The sequence below is a fragment of the Hallella multisaccharivorax DSM 17128 genome (assembly GCF_000218235.1).
In the GTDB taxonomy this organism is placed as follows: domain Bacteria; phylum Bacteroidota; class Bacteroidia; order Bacteroidales; family Bacteroidaceae; genus Prevotella; species Prevotella multisaccharivorax.
Window position 1 is genome coordinate 3317578 of sequence record NZ_GL945017.1, and the last position, 16577, is coordinate 3334154.

The window sequence follows — 16577 nt, forward strand, 5'->3', positions numbered from 1 at the left end:
GTTATTTACCATTGACAGACTGCTTGGACTTGACTAAGGCAACAAGACTGTCAAGGTTACGGAAGTTCCTCGGAGTGACATCTGTCGGCTCCAAGTCCACATCGTAAGCCTTCGACAGCGTCATCAGGATTGCGGTAATGCCTAAGGAGTCGAGTTCTGAAAACAAAAAGTCGGAATCAAAGTCCACAAGAGGGAGTATGTCCTCCAACATTTTCTTTATCTCTTCTTTCATGATTGGGGTTGTTTCTCTACTTTAATGTTTTTTGCGATTCTGCATGCTATCTGCCTGCATACGGCTGCGTCATCCTCGTTGTCAACCTCCGCCATAATAGTCTTATTGGGGTACATCAAGGCCGCTGCCAACGCCACGGCTCCATAAGAGCCTGCGTCAACGCTCAGCTGTCCGACAGTATCAGCATGGACAAGAGCAGAATAGTGGCGCAATGACTGCCTGACGGTTCTCACGACATCACTGCCACAATAATAATAAGCGTCCTTGACGTAGGAGATATAATACTCCATCGCCTCACCTGGACTGCACACCTGGGGATAACGTTTCGGAAAGATGAGCGACTTCAGCGTGAGCGGACGGTTTCGCAATACACCCCTCTTGCTGACCAACCAACGAAAAATGAAGGGCGGAAGGATCCATGCCATCAACACCACAGAGAACATTCCGATGACCGTCACCACCGCTAAAGAATGGAGAGCGGGATGGCGCGCGATGATCAGCGCACCCATACCGATGAACATGATGAGTGCAGAGAGGAGAATGCTATGCTTATAGGAAGCCAGCATCTTCCGGCCGTAGGCGTATTCATACTGACAGCCTTCAGTCATGAAAATGGTGTAGTCGTCACCCTGTCCAAAAATAAACGTGGCAAGAATGATGTTCACAATGTTGAACTCCGTGCCCGTCAGGCCCATGATTCCCAATATCCACACCCAACTCACAGCCATGGGAAGGAACGACAGGGCAGCCAACTCGATGTTGCCAAAAGAGAACCAAAGAAAGAAGAAGACTATGAGACCGCATGCGTATCCGATGTAATTGAAATTATCGGAGAGGCTGTTGGCAATGACACTGTTAAGCTGACCTATCTCGAAATGATAATGCGAGGCATCATCAATGTGTCGGCCAATCTGGGCTAATGCATTGGAAGTGCCTGTCTTAGGCAATGAAACGACACTGACAATGTTGTAAGTTGCCATGGTCTTGTCATAAACAATGCCATTGGGCAACACCGCTTCCTGCCATGTTTTGAAGTAGGATGGTGCCCGCAACGGATAATCTCGCGAAAGAATGGCTTTGAATTTGGAGAAGGATTCTGCCGTAAAGCCTTGCCGTGAAGCCTCAACTGACAAAGCGGCCGCTATCTGCTTTCCATATTTACCAATAAAAATCTGCCAGGCTTTCAACCGTTCGCGCTGTTCGCGCCGGGAACAAAGAAATTGCCCGACACCTGAAACAGAGGCTCCCGCCTTGCACAGTTGGGCGAGCTGTCCTTGGATGGCATCGTCGGCTGACAGCGCGGCATCGAGTGTTTTACCACTCGAAACAATGTAGATCTCCTTGTCCTTTGTCGCATTCTTCCGTTGCCGCGCCAGATAATCCAGGTCATGACGCTGTTCGGCAGACATGTAATTCATGTGCGAGAGATTCGCATCGAATCCCACTCTGAAACTGAAAACCGCAAAGATAACCGTCAGCACAGCTATGGCAACAATGAGTTTGGGATACCTATCAGGCCGCCAGGCACCCAATTTGCCGAGGAAAACGCGCTGCTGCGGCTGCGTATGGCGCACGATATGCGGCAGAAAAATAAGCACGAAAAGGATGGTACCCATGAGCAAAAACGAGGCAAAGAGACCTAAATCACGTAAGGCTACCGATTTCAAGGGTACCAAAGCGAGGAAGGCACCTATCGTCGTGATATTGCCAATAAGCAGCGGCATCAGTATTTCCCTGAGTGCTTTGCGTACGTCCGACGTATGGGAGAGATGGGCAATGAGATGAAGAGGATAGTTGATGGCGATGCCGAGGATCACCGACGAGATACCTACCACAATGACCGACATATTGCTGTTGATGGCCGACAGCCCCGCCAAGGCGAAGAGCCAACCCCATGCTATGGACACGGCGATAAGTGCAATATTCCACGCATTGCGGAATGAAACAATGAGAATCAACAAGATCAGCACGACCGCAATGGTGACCGAAACCGTGCTGTCGGCCTTGATGCGCTGCGCATTGCCTACAGCAATAACTGGCCCACCGGTGAGACGGACGGAGATGGTGGCATGATCGTGCTCGGTCTGCGCCACGATTTTCTCTAATTGACCAACCAATGCATAGTTGTGCTCCGTCTCACTGGAGCCGTAGGGTGATGTTATCATGACAAGCGCACGCTTCATATCGGGCATGAAGATATGGTCATCGTAGAGCTCATAGCCCAACTGACTGGTCTGTGACGATAATTTCCGCACCACAGGCGTGAAGAGATGCAGCGGATCCCTACCCATATTGTCAGAGAGAAAGCTGCCTGAAGGTAAGAGCAACAGTTGCTTGTCGAGTGCCAATTGGTCTTTGATGAAGTGGCGACTCCTTAGTTTCCGCTCCATGCTGGCATAGTCGTCGTGAGTCAGAAAATAGGGAACATTGTCATAAACAAACGAGGCAGCCTGAGCCATACGATCCATATCCACCTGTGAGCTAATGGCATCGGCTTTCAAGTTTGTGTGTTTCCGTACCGCTTCTACAAAATCATCAACAGCCTGAACGATACTGTCAGGGTCAGCCTTCGCATCGTCTTTTCCACCCACAAGCACAAGAATGCGGTCGGCACCGGACAGTTGACGATAGATTGCCATGGCTTCCTGATTACGGCTGCCAAGAGGAAGGAAATCGGAAATATCCTCTTTGAAATGTATCCGGGAGACCAGCATGCACAACAAAGGCACTGTCAGCAACAGCACAAGAAGCATCCTGCCTCTGTGCATGCTGAAATAATCGAATATCCTCAAAACGAGTCTCGTCATCGCATACTGCCTTTGTTGATGATCGGATTGGCATAAATGCCAAGGAAAATATCTTTCAATCGGTCAATGTCACAAGTGTCATATCGGTTTAACTGGTCGAAATGGCGCATAAATTCCACCTTTTCAGTCTCCTTGTACTTGTTGTTGAACCGCTGGGTGCCGTATCGCAGATCATAAGCAATGTAGTTGTTGGGATAAAGGCGATAGGCCTCCACGATACGCCGGTCAATCAGGTGGGCCACGGCTTTGTGATACTCATTATTCGTCATTTCTTCACAAGCACGCAGCTCCACCTCTGTCAACGGCTCGCAAATCTCAAAATGAACACGTCCCTTCCGTTGAAACATCCCAGTGAGAATGCTGTTAAGGTCTTCCCCTGGCTTCTTGGTGTACCTGGCAAACTGGGACTCGTAGAGTTCCAAAGTCTTCAGAATATCACAGGGCTCCCACTCGTAAGATACAGCCACGGGAGTGATATGGAGATCGGAAATAGCACGGAACTTGTCGTCTTGTTCACTCATGCAAAACATTTTAACGATGCCCTGGTCGGTCCTGTCCATCCCGTCCTTTGTACGTCCGTTGCGCTGTGCAATCCAGACAGACTGATGTTTCTCACAGATAACGTAGCGGATATAGCGCGACAAATGCACCGACTTGTTGTAAAACTCCCGAAAACTGCCGCCTGGACGCTCCACCCGAAACATCTTGTTACTTTTACCGATGTCTACCATCAGCGGGTTCTGCATCAGGTTAGCGCCAAAAGTGATCTCCGTGGTGTCGAAACCGTTCTTGAAAAGGTAATACTGGAACAGGCTCGCGTCCAGCATGATGTCGCGATGATTGGAGACATAGAGATAGCTCTCATCCTTAGAGACGCGCCCTATGCCCTCACAGGATAAGTCGCTGATGGAATGACGGATGACCTGCTCGTTCATCACGCGCATCGTCTCTGTCTGGAAGCTCTTAATATCATGATAAGACCTGATCTTCTGACGCACCTCCTCCAGGTCGCTCTCCGGATAGACATACAAGGCAAGAAAGGGAAAAGAAGCATTGCCCGCGATTCGATTCATCGCCGCCGGTATCTCCGAGTCAGTGTATGGACGTATATCATCAAACTCTGTATGGTTCATCATCTTATAAGATTTTTATTGTTTTCAGCCAACCTATCAACGCATTCTTCCATTGCCTCGACTCCACTGAGCCCTTCTCTTCAGACGCCCCGAAGCCATGACCGCCGGTGTGATACTGAATATAGACGTGCGGCACGCCTTTCGTGGTGAGCGCTGAATCCAGCAATTCCGCATTGTGAGGATGAACAATAGGGTCGTCCTTGCAATTGATCAAGAACACAGGGGGACAGCCCTGAGGCACATGCCGCTCCATGGAGAGAGCCTCGCAAAGAGTCTTGTTACATGTCCTGCTGTCTCCAAGCAACCCCCGACGCGACCGTTTGTGGACGCAAGGATCTACAAAACTCACCACAGGATAGACCGATACGACGAAAGCTGGCCACTCCTTCCTTGGTAACAACTCCACTGAACACATCGCCAAGTGTCCCCCTGCCGAGAAGCCCATGACACCGATTTTGGTACTGTCAATCCGAAATTGTGAAGCATGGGAACGAACATACCTCATTGATTGCCGCAAGTCGTTGAGCGCGTCGGGATGGCGATTGCCTCTGAACAGGAGTCGGAAATGAGTGACGAAGGCCGGCACATAAGCCGTCCGGTAACGCAAGACAAACGCCGAGATGCCCTGCCCGTTGAGCCAACGCGCTGTCTTACTGCCCTCATTCTCCATATCGTGCCAGAAATAACTGCCTCCAGGACAAATGATAACGGCTGGCGAAGAAGGCTTCTTCACCAGATAAGGAGTGAGCTCTACGCGATGTCGCACGTTGGTATTCTCCCATATATTGACTTGCGCCCTACACCAGGACATAGAGGTAAGCAGGATGAAAATGATGGTTACTATCTTCTTATCTACAGTCATGTGCTATCCATTTAATCAGACGTCCTGCTCCATGCGGTCAGAAATCTCCCTAAAATGCCGGATATACAACTTCCGGAAACGCTTGGTCTGCAGCCGCACATCCCCTATTTTCTTCAATTCTTCCTGCGTGTAAGGCCGGTTCACTTCAACATAGACGGGACTCTTCTCCATGTGATATGTTTTCTTTTTCAACACTCTGCCAGTACCATAAAGAAACATTGGGACAATGTCAATGCCTAATTGTTCTGCTACAAAGAACGCACCTTTATGGAATACTCCTATCTTCCCATCCCGCGAACGGGTCCCTTCAGGGAAGATGGCAATGTTATAGCCTCTCTCCACCAATGAGCGGAACCTTGGCAGAAGCTCTTCTATGCCCTCCGTAACAGGGTAATACTCGGCATGCCTAATCAGAAAACCATAGAACGGATTGTGCCAAACCCAGTTGTTAGTTAAGAAGATGACCTTCGGAGTAAGGGAGAGAAGGTAGATCAAATCGAAGTGTGACTGATGGTTACAAATCAGAATGGAAGGACGATTGAAGTCTACATTCTTATCGATTTGATAAGAAAGACGGGCCCCAGGCACCCCTATGCGAAGTGTGATCAACCGCGCCACCCGATAGATGAGCATGTGCAGATGCCACTTTTTCTTCTCAGTCATTCCCCCGCATTTCACGTAGAGCCATACCCACGGAGTGATGAAGACGAACATCATGATGGAGAAAAACGTGGCCGACAACACTGTACGGAAAAGCGTCGCCACCTTTCTGAACACCCAAAGTGGCAAGCCATAGACAACAGCCAGACAGCAAAGCACTGTGTTGAGGATGGTGATGCGAAGGAAATCCACCACAGGGCGGAAATGACTGACACGTTCTTCCCTGGGCGGATAATAGACATCGATGGGGATGGCGTGTATCTTTATGCCATGCCACGATGCGAAAACGAGGAGTTCCAGCTCGGCCTCGTAGCGCGAAGTCAGCATCCGATAACCATAAAGCTTCTTCAAAGGGTAAAGACGAAAGCCTGTCTGCGTGTCGGGTAAAGCATGCAGTGTCTCGACGAAGAACCAGAAATTGGAGAACTTATTGGCAAAAGAGCTGCCCGGCGGACGGTCTGCACCGCTGATGTTCCTTCTTCCCAAGATAAGCGTCCCCGGCCATTTTTTGTTGGCTTCTAAGAATGCAGGGATATCCTTCGCTAAGTGCTGGCCATCGGCATCCATCGTAATGGCATAGGCAAAGCCATCGCTGAGCGCCTGACGGAAGCCTTGTTTCAAGGCGTAACCCTTGCCGCGGTTGCGCCGATAGGCGACCAGCCGAATACCATCTATAGCTGCAAGAGCCTCGCTTGTACCGTCATCGCTGCCATCGTCCACCACATAGACATCGCCACAATAGTCCAGTGCCTTTCTGACCACACAGTCAATCGTCCCCACATTATTATATGTAGGGATGATGATGCAAATGGCTCTGTCGTGCAAAGCCTGTCTGACCGCTTCTTGATCAGTCGGGAAGTTCTGTACCGTCATTGTCTTGGTCCTGAGAGTTGTCTATTGGGGTAAATGTATATTTAATCTTGTACCTCTCATCCATCCATTGGGTTTGTCCTTGTTTCAGAGCATGCAGTACGTGCTTCAAGTCAGCCTCCAACACCTTTCTGATATACCATTTGTCCATCATAGCCATGACATCGCGCAGTCTCAACTGATCATCTTTGATGCTGTAAACGAAATCGAGCGCCGACACACCAAACTCGTTGACGATGGCTCCCTTGATGGAGTCCTCGTCCTGCAAGAGCATGCAGAGCCCCGTGAGTTGTCCCTTCGGCGTCTCAATGAATGCATTGTAGAGCTGCCTGTCGCCGTCATGAGTCGGAAAGGAATGTTGGGCGTCGGCGCCTTGCGACAGAAAAAGACAGAGCAGCAGACTAATGTAAGCTAAAGTTCTTTGCATGGACAGGTGTGTTTACTTCCTGGTTTTTCAGGACTATAGAGGTAGCGTCACCATTCTTGTCAATCATCTTCACACCGCTGACAAGTGATTTCCGCATATCAAAATAGATGACAATGGTTTTGAACATCTGCTTCATCGGGTTCTTTTTGGGCATCAGAATGGCTTTCCAACTGTCGCCTTCACCTTGCAGAGACACAGAGAAATCGCGGCTGTTGGATACGCAGGTCCCCATGACACTACTCATCATGATGCGTGTGATCTCCTTAAACAATTTGCTCTGGGCCACGTCAATCGTATTGCTTCCCTGCGTGTTCTTCATCCAAACTGTATTCCCGTTGAGAATAAACACATAGCGATAAGGCGACGTGTACTCCCATCTCAGTTTGTCGGGCCTGCTGTAGGCCATTCGTCCATGCGACACCATCTGACTCCTGAGCATCTTCAATGTCTTGGTCTGCACAAAGTCGGCCTGTAGGCTCTTCATTTGCGCAGCTGCGGCGTTGATGCGCTGACGCACCTCCGGCTCCGTATAATTCTGGGCGAGAACGGCCGTCAGCGACAGCCACAACAGCCCTATCATCAAAATATATCTTCTCATTTTATCCTTCTATCAACTGATCACCATCTCTTATTTTACGATAAGGCAGCATCCCGCCATAATCAATGCCACTCCCATCCATCTGTAAACCGACACCGTCTCATGAAAGCACAAGATGGCGGCCACCATACCGAACACATAACTCAACGAGCCTAACGGGTAGGCCACGCTCAGCGGAAACACCTTCAACATGTACATCCACAGCAGTGAGGCCAACAGAAAACAAAGTCCACAAGCAGCAAACTGCCAATTGGTCAGCATACTTCCCCAGAAAGCCCACGTCCATTCAAAGGACTTCATCCTCATCAAGGCATACTTCAGAAACACCTGACCACCTGCCAATAAAGCGCTTTGGGCAATCGCAAGGGGTAGAACTCTCCACATCATCTTCTTTCGTTCAATCGCAGTACTTGTACTTCTGAGCATACGTCGGGCCGTGCGGGCTGCCCCATGCGCTGCAGAAGGATGTTGAACAACGGTGTGCTCTCGTCGTGGCACCCCACCAAGACCGACCGGCACCGGCCCAGACGCAACAGCAAACGTGCCTGATAGGTTGCCCATTCCATCGACTCTCCGCCTTGTGAGAAGGTGCTGTTGAAGCCGTGACAACGAAGATGAATGGCAATCAGGCTACTGAGCGTGTTATGAGTGCTCTGCATGAAATAGGTCGGTTTCAGCGTATCCTCGTCGTCTGTCAACTGTTGCAACAGCCGCTCGCTGTATTCCAGACATCCCCACTCTGTGCCCGTGATGATGGCTTCGGGTTCGTCAAGTCCCGCGGCAGCAAGGGCCTGAAGTGACGTGAGCAGCGTACTCTTCATCAGTTTGCCCATACGTCGGACCTCCATAGGCTTGACAAACTTCTTGATGTCGTCCAAAGCCGCCACGCCCTTGCTAACTACACTTGCCGCCACCTCTATTTCCTCGTCTCCGCGCATTGCCACAACATCCTCACCACAGGATTGACTTGAGAGAATGAGTGTGGAGTCGTTGCCGCCAAAGCCAAACGAGTTGACCATCACATGGTCAAGGCAAATGCCGGAGAGTCCCATTGTAGGGAAAAAGCCATTAGCCATAACCGAGTGGAATCCCTTATTGGCAGGCACAAAATTTCCTTGCATGGCGAGAATGCTGATCACTGTCGAGACGGCTCCCGAAGCGCTCGTCGTGTGTCCGGTAAAGCCTTTCGTGCTCGACACCAACGGTTCTGCACCGGCAAAGACCTTGCGGATAGCCACTGTCTCGCTGGCATCGTTGTTGGGTGTTCCCGTCCCGTGGGCATGCACCCACTGTATATCCTCAGCACGCAGTTGCGCCATTGTCAGTGCCTTCCGCATGGAAAGCTGCGCACCCAAGTCATCGGGCGACGATGCCGTCTGGTGATAGGCATCGCACGCATTGCCATAACCGGCAAGCCATGCGTCCACTGTAGCGCCACGCCTCAACGCCGCTTCCTCACGCTCCAACACAACGTAGGCTGCGCCCTCACCTAAGTTAAGCCCAGCTCTGTCAGCATCAAAGGGCCTGCACGCCTGGTGATCAAGAATCATCAGCGCATTGAAACCATTAAGGTGAAACTTGGAAAGTGCCTCCGTGCCCCCAGCCACAACGATATCGGCATCGCCCGCCTTCAGCATCTCTGCACCAAGAATAAGGGCGTTGGCAGCTGAGGAACAGGCCGTAGAGAAGGTCGTGAAGTCGCTGAAAACGCTGAAGTAACCGGCGATGTCAGCGGTGCAGCTGCCACACTGGTGATGCTTGAGACACTCATCGTCCTCACTGCCATTTATCATCGAAGCAAAACGTTGTTCGGTGATGTCCATCCCTGCCACGGTAGTTCCCGATATCAGTACGGTGCGTAAAGCTTTCACTTTTGGCAGGCGGGCCTGATCAAGAGCCTGTCTCACAGCCTCTATACCTAAGAGTGCGGTGCGGCTTATAGTGTCTGTCACCGGTATGCCGAGCCGAGTCTTTAAATCGCCATTGGAGAGCTTCACCTCTCCCACCGGCAACTCCTGAAGGACAGAGTCCAGGAAGCGCATCTGCCCGATGCCCCCGTGGTTGGCGCGGAGTGCAGCAGCTACAGTGTTCTTGTCGGTGCCGATGGCACAGACAATGCCCTCACCAGTAATGACGATACGGCTGCCCATCTACTTTCTCCGGTTTTTACTCACGTATTCGGCCATAGTGCGTACACTCTTGAAAATAGCCTTTCCCTCCGAAGCGTTCGCCAGCCGGATGCCATAGCGTTTCTCCATGAGGACGATGAGCTCCAAGGCGTCTATCGAGTCCAACCCAAGGCCTTCGCTGAACAGAGGTGCGTCGGCATCTATGTCTTCCGGATGCATATCCTCAAGGTTCAGCGCTTCGATAATCTCTTTCTTTATTTCTTCTATCAGCTCTTCCATATCAGCTATTATGTTCAATTAAATAAATGTCTGCTTCAAATTCGTCTTCCGCTCCACATTCGAGCCATCCTCCTATCACGCTTCTGGTTGCGGTATCCAGGAAGGCTGAGCGTACGATCTGCCCTATCAGCGCATCATCTTTCTCAGGAATGCTGTAGTAAGCCGTCTCACCATGGTAATGGTTGCGGATGGCCACCTCTCCCGTCACGATATTTGGCAACGTGTAGACAAACCGCTCAGGACTCGGAAAATAATTGTCCGCGTCCTTGATAGAATCATAGAAAGCTTTGTCGGCAACGACTGATCCGCTGTGCCCGATGAAGACAATGGCTCTGTCACTCCGCCCTTTCTCGGAAGACTTCTTCCCCTCAGCACGCAGCAAGAGCTCAGTGGCGACAAAGCCCAATCGGCTCAGCATGTCCATCTTGTAGAAACGGGAGTAGTCGCCCACATACGTTTTATAAAGCTCCGTGAGCAGCTGCCGGCCTGAGGAACACGTCTTGAGCTTCTTGCCATTCACCATCACACGGGCAGACGAAAGCTGCACATGAAGCGTCTTTCTCAGACTGGGCAAGGACAGAATGGCCTCGGCGTTGCCACGGTTTTTCGTCATCAGTACAGCTACATTGCAACCGCCAAAGCCTGAAAGCATCTTGACAAAGCTCTGGCCTTTAATTTCTTTCACTCCTTCACTGCTCACCTTTATCTTCCCCGACACACCTCTCTCCGCAAATCCTTTCGTAGGAAGCACCACGCCATGGTCGAGGGCTTGCATTGAAATGATGGTCTCCACGAGGCCACAGGCACCCATGGTGTGACCATAGCAACCCTTCAGACCATTGACCGGAACAGCTGACAAGCCGGCCCGTTCAATAGCCACCGACTCCATCTGATCGTTGAACAGCGTCGCCGTGCCGTGAGCATTGATGAAACCAATGTCCGACAACGGCACGCCATCGGTGACCTCACACAAGACCATAGCAGCTCCCAGGCCTTCCTTAGAGGGCGAGCCGAGGTGGTAAGCGTCGTTTCGCTGAGCGCCCTTACTAAGAAACCACCCGCACCCTGCCGTACGTCCGAGGACCATCGTAGCTACGGCTTCGCCAAGATTGAGCCCCATGCGGTCGATGTCGAAAGGTCGACAAGGCCCCGAAGACATGGCTTTGAGCGACTGGAATCCGGAAATGATGAACTTGCTCTGGCACTCCACACCGCAGACAATGGCGCGGTCGCAGGCATCGGTCTCTATCAGTCTCTGCGCAAGGATGAGCGCTGACAGACCTGAGACGCAGGCGTTGTCAACGACGATAGGAGTCGTTGTCAGCCTCAAAGCCTTGGCTATCATCACGGCACTGCTGATGGGGAGCACGCGCTCCGAGACTGTATCCGTGCCAAGAAGCTCTATGTTGCCTTTGGTCGTACTCAGCACGAGCACTGTCCGTTCACGCTTCGGGGAGAGGTCTATGCCCGACATCGCGTCATGAATGGAAGCCAGTGCCAGCGACTCTAAACGTGTCAGTCCGTCTTTCCGCACATGGGCTAAGAGACCTTCGTCAAACAGTGAGGCCATGAAAGTTCCGGGGATTTCCCAGTGCTCCTGCCATGCTCTGACACCACTTCTTCCCTGCGACACCGCCGCGTAGTTGGTTGCGGCAGTGTCGCCCAAAGGTGAGATGATGCTGTATGATAAGACGGAAACCATATCTAACACGTCGCTTTCCAAAAGTCAAAATAATTGTACCACTGGGCTGGATATTGGTGCAGCGTCCGCTCCAGCTCGGCGGCATAGGCGTCGGCCAGCTGCCTGACTTGCTGCTTGCGCGGGGCTTTCTTGTCGTAGGCAAGCGCTGTGACGTAGGCGGTGTAAGCCGTGAGGCCGGTCTTCATCACATTGACAGCAATGACATCAAGCCCGCGCATCGCCGCCACGCTGAAAGGACCGGCCGGCAGATCGGCGTCGGCACCCAGGAGGCGCACCGTCACCGCCTTGCGAGAGCCCCACATGCGGTCGGCGGGAATGCTTACAATCTCACCGGCCGACAGCGCGCGGTCGATGGCAAACAGATGGCTCATGTCCGGCATGACGGGGATCATGCGAATGTGGTTGGCTGTGAAAAGCCGCGAACGGCCCTGCATCACCGACTCCTTCTCGCCGGCAAAGACCAGTGCGTTGAATGGTTTCTGATCGGAGACCAACTCGTACCCGGCCATCTCATAGCAGCCCACATGGGCGCTAAGCATCACGAAGCCCTGCTCTCCAGCCGCCAATTTTCGGAAGAGACCATAGTTTTCCACCTTTAGCCGCATGCGTTTGCCGGCATACATCGCAAAGCGGTCGATGACCACCTGCGAGAATAGCACCTGATTGACATATACCATCATTACGCTGCGACAGCGTCCACAGCCCTGCCGGCGGCGGAAATAGCGGTAGGCATGACGTGAACCCTGCGAAAAGACGAGACAGAAAGGGATGATGAACACGGCAGCAAAGGCATACCAGACGCGTACATCAGAATGCCGAAGAATTGTGATGAGCCATCTGTGCATGAATCCTGTGCCGAACGTAGAGCCGGGCCATTCTCTGTCTGCCATATCCGAAATAGCTGCCCTTCTATTGGTTGTTGTCTTGTTTCTTCACCACGAGAATGGAGTGCCCCTGCCCCAAGTGGTCGTGGATCTGCTCCACTTCCAGTCCGGCATCATGGATGCACTGCCCCATATCCTCTGTGTTGTACATCTTTGAATTGCCGTTGGCCAGCGCCGAGAAATAGAGAGATGTCAGTGTGAGGCACATCGTGGCAGGCTCGAAGCGCTGGCGATCCCACAGCGTCTCCATGATATAGATGCGGGTGTGCTCTCCCATCGCCGCCTTGGCACGCCTGAGGATGCTGACAATCTGCTCCATGCTGAAGCAGTCGAGAAACTGACTCATCCAGATGGCATCGGGACCATCGGCCATCAACGGGAATGCCTGGGTCTCGTCAAGAAGGTTGATGCCGAAGCCGTGGATGCGGTCCTCGCCCTCCTTGCCTTTGATGTTTGCCCGCATCATGGCGATCTGCTGGGGCAGGTCGAGCACCGTCACCTGTGCCTCGTCGCTATAGCCGACACAGCGGAGTGCCCACTTGCCAGTGTTGCCACCCACATCGTAGAGCGTGCGGACATGGTGCTCATCGAAGACAATGCGTAGGGCATCGGGAAACGACGACTCACTGTAGAAGTGGTCAAAGCCAAACCAGCTCTGCCGCACCCCGGCCGGCAGACTCGACAATCCCTCATAGATCGTCGGCCAAGGCCCGAAATGACGCAACCCCGCAGGCTTGCCTTCCTCAAGCGACTCCTCTAAATGGAACCAGCCCTCATAGTTGACATCCTGATTAAAGTCGATGTTCACCTTTACCGCCGGATCAGTCAGCAGAAACCATCCCGTCTTTGAGAGACTGAAACGGTCGGTCTCAGGGTCTACTAACACGGTGCCGATGCTCAGCGATGCCTCCAGGAGGCAGTTCACGGCATAGTCTGACCGACCGGTCCGCGCGACGATTTCCTGCCGCGTCAGACCCTTGTCACTGTCACGGAGCAGGCTCAGGATGCCGAACTTCAGCATCAGCCGCGTAGCCTGGAAGACAGCGGGGGCCCACGCTATGAACTCGGCCAGGCGCTGCGCCTCGCGTGCAGACAAGTGCTCTGAAGTATATCTCTCCTTCAGTGAATCAGACAAATGCATAGTTGGGAAACTGCAGGGCGGTTCTAATCAAGACCGGTTTTAGAAATGACATCATCAATACGGTCCTTGACAGTAGGGGCATAACCTAATTTCTTACAGACGTATTTGCCGAACTTTTTCCCTGCACTCTTCATGCCGTCGCCCCAGAGATTAGACATCGAACCGAAAGTGCCGCCCTTGCCGTTGACCACAAACTCGGTCATAACTCTGCCTGTGGCCGTCTCCACAAAAGAGCACACAATGCTGTTATTGCCCTTGCGCGCGATGTTCTGCGGACGGAGAAAGACCGTGTACTTCCGGCCCTTCTCGCTGGTGAGAAACAGATTGACATTCTGAAGCTCCTGATTTGCCTTCGAGACAAAATCGTTGATACGGGGCAGCAGCTCTTTCTCGTATTCGTTTTTGGCGTTGTACTCCGGTTGTTCTGCTTGCCGCACCTGAATCCACTCTTTCGGCGAGAAGCCAGCCACGGTAAGGTCTTTCCAGTCAACGACATAGCTGACCGAATGCTCTCCTTTCAGAAAGACGAAGGAGACATTGTTTGCCCCCCAGGAAGGAAGACATGCCACGATGAGGCATATCAACAATAATAGAGAAGTCTTTTTCATTTCACTCTGCATTTTAAGAGTTAACAATTCATGCTTTTTACGGCATTACCTTGCAAAGTTAGTATTTTTGCGGATAATAGACAAAAGATAAAACAGATTTTAAGACAGTATGGGGAAAAGCAACATCGTCTCTCCCATCGTTTTCCGTCTACGCCGTAAAGGCGATACGATTACGGTGTAATGGCGATGCGATTACGCCGTAAAGGCGATGCGATTACGGTGTAAAGGCGATGCGATTACGCCGTAAAGGCAGAAGGCTTAGATAAGCAATTGAAAATGAGGTCAATACCATTCCTTGATACTCAAGTAATGGTCGGCAAAAGCCCGAGCTTGTTCGGGCGCGGCTTTCTTCACGCATTTTGCCGGCACACCGGCCCAGATCTCGTAGGGACCCACTCTCGTACCACTCAAAACAACAGCTCCGGCAGCAACGATAGCGCCTTCGCCAATCTCCGCGCCATCGAGCACGACGGCGTTCATGCCGATAAGCGCCCGACGGTGAACCGTGCAGGCATGGACGACGGCACCGTGACCCACCGACACATCATCTTCTATGACCACCGGATAGCCTGCCGTCTGATGGACACAGGCACAGTCCTGGATATTGACACGGTTGCCGACGCGGATGGCATCTACATCGGCACACAGCACGGCACCGAACCAAACAGAGCAGTCATCACCCATCATGATGTCGCCCGCAAGGGTGGCATTCTCTGCGAAATAGCAGTGCTTGCCCCATCTCGGCTTCTTACCCCTCACCGCTTTGACCAGCGGAGAGCGAGGGGATTCCATTTCAAATAAATCCATTACTACTGATTAACGTTGATTGATGGTGCAAAGATACGTAACTTCACCCACAGACCCACGCCTTCCATCAAGATTTTTTCCGTGGCTCTTGTCTTTAGACGCAAAGACCGCATCTGGCGATGAGGCGAGAATCATGTGTCCTGCCTATTCGGCCATAGTCCCTTAATCATAGTAGCCGTTTCATCCTATTATGCAGAACATATTAAAGAAATATTGCAGCGACATAATAAAAACATGATATTTGTGAACGGAATAACAGGAAAACCTATACCTTTGCACCCGATAATAGAAACACAACTAAATCATTTATCCAATGAAGAAAGTATTTTTCCTTTTAGCCACAGCTGCTCTGATTGCAAGCTGCAACGGCAACAAGAACGCCAAGCCGGCCACCGCTGCTGATTCCACAAACGTAGCTGCCACTGATACGACAAGCACCGACAGCACCGCCGCATCCACCGACTCTCTCGTCTATGAGGGCACTGTGCCTGCAGCCGACTGTGCGGGCATCCGCTACCGCATCGCTATGGACGCACAGAAGAAGAACTTCACCATGCAGGAAGACTATATGGAGACGGAGACCAAGGTGAAGAGCTCATTCAATGAGAAAGGCACCGTTGCTCCCTATACAAAGAACGGCAAGAAGGGCCTGAAGCTCACCACAAACGGCAAGAGCGGAGATGCCTACTACTTCATCAATGCCGATGCCAACACACTGCGTATGGTCAACGACGAGATGGAAGAGGCCGTCACAGGCAACTACGACCTGAAACTGAAAAAGTAATAGTCTCCTTCGAAAGCGACTATAACAACGGGGCCGCGCCAGAGATTACTACAGCGCCTCATCGAGACCAACGATGAGAAAAGCTCTGGTTACGGCTTCGACAAATACACACTGTCTGTAAAAGAGAAGATACGCAACCTCTGCGGAATGCCTGAGGCAGCTATCTCGTTCCTGACGGGACTATGTGAATAAAGGGTATTTTCCGCGCCCCAGGGTATCGCTTTTGCCTGCGATTTCCCCACCAACTAACGGTTTGTCATCCTTTCGGCGAAGACGAAAGAGGCATTGTCGAAAGACATCAAGTTTGAAGTGTGGCAGCAGTTGGCTATCGTTTCCGCACAGATTCACCTACCATAAATGAGCCGCAGAGCATCTCAAACGAGAGAACTCTGCGGCTCTTATTAGTATGCTCGGCATGAGTATTGTCTAACGGGTGCAAGTCCCGAGTAAGCCTTAATAGCGGGAATTACATAGCCAAAGGCAAGGGCGTCCATCGTGAGGTGGAATCTGAAAGAAGCCGGCGGCAAACATCTGACCTAACGAACAGAAACTTCATCAAGACTCTTCAGGGACAGCTTAAGGACCGCCAGACCAAGTATATCAAGTCGATGCGTTATATGGCGCGCCACCGCACGGTGCAGGACAAGTTGATGT

16 protein-coding genes are annotated in these 16577 nt (G+C 51.7%); 1 reads left to right on the forward strand and 15 read right to left on the reverse strand.

What is annotated here, in order from left to right; translation table 11 throughout:
• Position 1 precedes the first annotated feature (1 nt).
• From PREMU_RS13885 to PREMU_RS13955, 15 genes are all read right to left on the reverse strand, one after another.
• Complete coding sequence (locus PREMU_RS13885) at positions 2-232, reverse strand: acyl carrier protein (RefSeq protein ID WP_007576254.1); 231 nt, start codon at positions 230-232, stop codon at positions 2-4.
• On the reverse strand, positions 229-3039 hold the full coding sequence (locus PREMU_RS13890) for an MMPL family transporter (protein ID WP_007576256.1): 2811 nt from the start codon (positions 3037-3039) through the stop codon (positions 229-231). The genes PREMU_RS13885 and PREMU_RS13890 overlap by 4 nt, the downstream gene beginning before the upstream one ends.
• On the reverse strand, positions 3036-4172 hold the full coding sequence (locus tag PREMU_RS13895; protein ID WP_007576258.1) for a 1-acyl-sn-glycerol-3-phosphate acyltransferase: 1137 nt from the start codon (positions 4170-4172) through the stop codon (positions 3036-3038). The genes PREMU_RS13890 and PREMU_RS13895 overlap by 4 nt, the downstream gene beginning before the upstream one ends.
• Before the next feature lie 4 nt (positions 4173-4176).
• Positions 4177-5034, reverse strand: coding sequence for an alpha/beta hydrolase (locus PREMU_RS13900; RefSeq protein ID WP_007576260.1), 858 nt, complete (start codon positions 5032-5034; stop codon positions 4177-4179).
• Positions 5035-5049: 15 nt separating this feature from the next.
• Positions 5050-6567, reverse strand: a complete 1518-nt coding sequence (locus PREMU_RS13905; protein ID WP_007576262.1) for a 1-acyl-sn-glycerol-3-phosphate acyltransferase — start codon at positions 6565-6567, stop codon at positions 5050-5052.
• Complete coding sequence (locus PREMU_RS13910) at positions 6542-6991, reverse strand: hypothetical protein (protein WP_007576263.1); 450 nt, start codon at positions 6989-6991, stop codon at positions 6542-6544. The genes PREMU_RS13905 and PREMU_RS13910 overlap by 26 nt, the downstream gene beginning before the upstream one ends.
• On the reverse strand, positions 6966-7589 hold the full coding sequence (lolA2, locus tag PREMU_RS13915; RefSeq protein WP_040558487.1) for a flexirubin biosynthesis/transport protein LolA2: 624 nt from the start codon (positions 7587-7589) through the stop codon (positions 6966-6968). The genes PREMU_RS13910 and lolA2 overlap by 26 nt, the downstream gene beginning before the upstream one ends.
• A 30-nt stretch (positions 7590-7619) precedes the next feature.
• Entirely contained in the window at positions 7620-7973 is a 354-nt protein-coding gene (locus PREMU_RS13920) for an EamA family transporter (protein ID WP_040559145.1), read from the reverse strand.
• The gene (locus PREMU_RS13925) at positions 7973-9739 is read right to left on the reverse strand and encodes a beta-ketoacyl-[acyl-carrier-protein] synthase family protein (protein WP_007576268.1); all 1767 of its coding nucleotides are present in this window, start codon (positions 9737-9739) and stop codon (positions 7973-7975) included. Before PREMU_RS13925 ends, PREMU_RS13920 begins: the two co-directional genes overlap by 1 nt.
• Positions 9740-9997: a phosphopantetheine-binding protein gene (locus PREMU_RS13930; RefSeq protein WP_007576271.1), complete on the reverse strand. Its 258-nt coding sequence runs from the start codon at positions 9995-9997 to the stop codon at positions 9740-9742. It abuts the gene before it with no gap.
• 1 nt (position 9998) lies between these two features.
• Entirely contained in the window at positions 9999-11699 is a 1701-nt protein-coding gene (locus PREMU_RS13935) for a beta-ketoacyl synthase N-terminal-like domain-containing protein (protein WP_007576273.1), read from the reverse strand.
• A 2-nt stretch (positions 11700-11701) separates the two neighbouring features.
• Entirely contained in the window at positions 11702-12589 is an 888-nt protein-coding gene (locus PREMU_RS13940; RefSeq protein WP_007576275.1) for a lysophospholipid acyltransferase family protein, read from the reverse strand.
• Between the two features lie 19 nt (positions 12590-12608).
• Entirely contained in the window at positions 12609-13724 is a 1116-nt protein-coding gene (locus tag PREMU_RS13945; RefSeq protein WP_007576277.1) for a FlxJ family methyltransferase, read from the reverse strand.
• Positions 13725-13747: 23 nt separating this feature from the next.
• Positions 13748-14332, reverse strand: coding sequence for a hypothetical protein (locus tag PREMU_RS13950; RefSeq protein ID WP_007576279.1), 585 nt, complete (start codon positions 14330-14332; stop codon positions 13748-13750).
• 282 nt (positions 14333-14614) lie between these two features.
• Positions 14615-15124, reverse strand: a complete 510-nt coding sequence (locus PREMU_RS13955; protein ID WP_007576280.1) for a gamma carbonic anhydrase family protein — start codon at positions 15122-15124, stop codon at positions 14615-14617.
• 328 nt (positions 15125-15452) lie between these two features.
• Here PREMU_RS13955 and PREMU_RS13960 point away from each other — a divergent pair, with 328 nt between their 5' ends.
• Complete coding sequence (locus PREMU_RS13960) at positions 15453-15923, forward strand: copper resistance protein NlpE N-terminal domain-containing protein (RefSeq protein ID WP_007576281.1); 471 nt, start codon at positions 15453-15455, stop codon at positions 15921-15923.
• The last annotated feature ends 654 nt before the right edge of the window (positions 15924-16577 follow it).

What these genes read in the sequence shown, in the direction of transcription:
- PREMU_RS13920 (WP_040559145.1), bottom strand. Translation starts at nt 7,973, where the DNA reads ATGTGGAGAGTTCTACCCCTTGCGATTGCCCAAAGCGCTTTATTGGCA.
- PREMU_RS13945 (WP_007576277.1), bottom strand. Translation starts at nt 13,724, where the DNA reads ATGCATTTGTCTGATTCACTGAAGGAGAGATATACTTCAGAGCACTTG.
- PREMU_RS13895 (WP_007576258.1), bottom strand. Translation starts at nt 4,172, where the DNA reads ATGAACCATACAGAGTTTGATGATATACGTCCATACACTGACTCGGAG.
- PREMU_RS13940 (WP_007576275.1), bottom strand. Translation starts at nt 12,589, where the DNA reads ATGGCAGACAGAGAATGGCCCGGCTCTACGTTCGGCACAGGATTCATG.
- PREMU_RS13905 (WP_007576262.1), bottom strand. Translation starts at nt 6,567, where the DNA reads ATGACGGTACAGAACTTCCCGACTGATCAAGAAGCGGTCAGACAGGCT.
- PREMU_RS13960 (WP_007576281.1), top strand. Translation starts at nt 15,453, where the DNA reads ATGAAGAAAGTATTTTTCCTTTTAGCCACAGCTGCTCTGATTGCAAGC.
- PREMU_RS13885 (WP_007576254.1), bottom strand. Translation starts at nt 232, where the DNA reads ATGAAAGAAGAGATAAAGAAAATGTTGGAGGACATACTCCCTCTTGTG.
- PREMU_RS13900 (WP_007576260.1), bottom strand. Translation starts at nt 5,034, where the DNA reads ATGACTGTAGATAAGAAGATAGTAACCATCATTTTCATCCTGCTTACC.
- PREMU_RS13890 (WP_007576256.1), bottom strand. Translation starts at nt 3,039, where the DNA reads ATGACGAGACTCGTTTTGAGGATATTCGATTATTTCAGCATGCACAGA.
- lolA2 (WP_040558487.1), bottom strand. Translation starts at nt 7,589, where the DNA reads ATGAGAAGATATATTTTGATGATAGGGCTGTTGTGGCTGTCGCTGACG.
- PREMU_RS13935 (WP_007576273.1), bottom strand. Translation starts at nt 11,699, where the DNA reads ATGGTTTCCGTCTTATCATACAGCATCATCTCACCTTTGGGCGACACT.
- PREMU_RS13955 (WP_007576280.1), bottom strand. Translation starts at nt 15,124, where the DNA reads ATGGAATCCCCTCGCTCTCCGCTGGTCAAAGCGGTGAGGGGTAAGAAG.
- PREMU_RS13930 (WP_007576271.1), bottom strand. Translation starts at nt 9,997, where the DNA reads ATGGAAGAGCTGATAGAAGAAATAAAGAAAGAGATTATCGAAGCGCTG.
- PREMU_RS13910 (WP_007576263.1), bottom strand. Translation starts at nt 6,991, where the DNA reads ATGCAAAGAACTTTAGCTTACATTAGTCTGCTGCTCTGTCTTTTTCTG.
- PREMU_RS13950 (WP_007576279.1), bottom strand. Translation starts at nt 14,332, where the DNA reads ATGAAAAAGACTTCTCTATTATTGTTGATATGCCTCATCGTGGCATGT.
- PREMU_RS13925 (WP_007576268.1), bottom strand. Translation starts at nt 9,739, where the DNA reads ATGGGCAGCCGTATCGTCATTACTGGTGAGGGCATTGTCTGTGCCATC.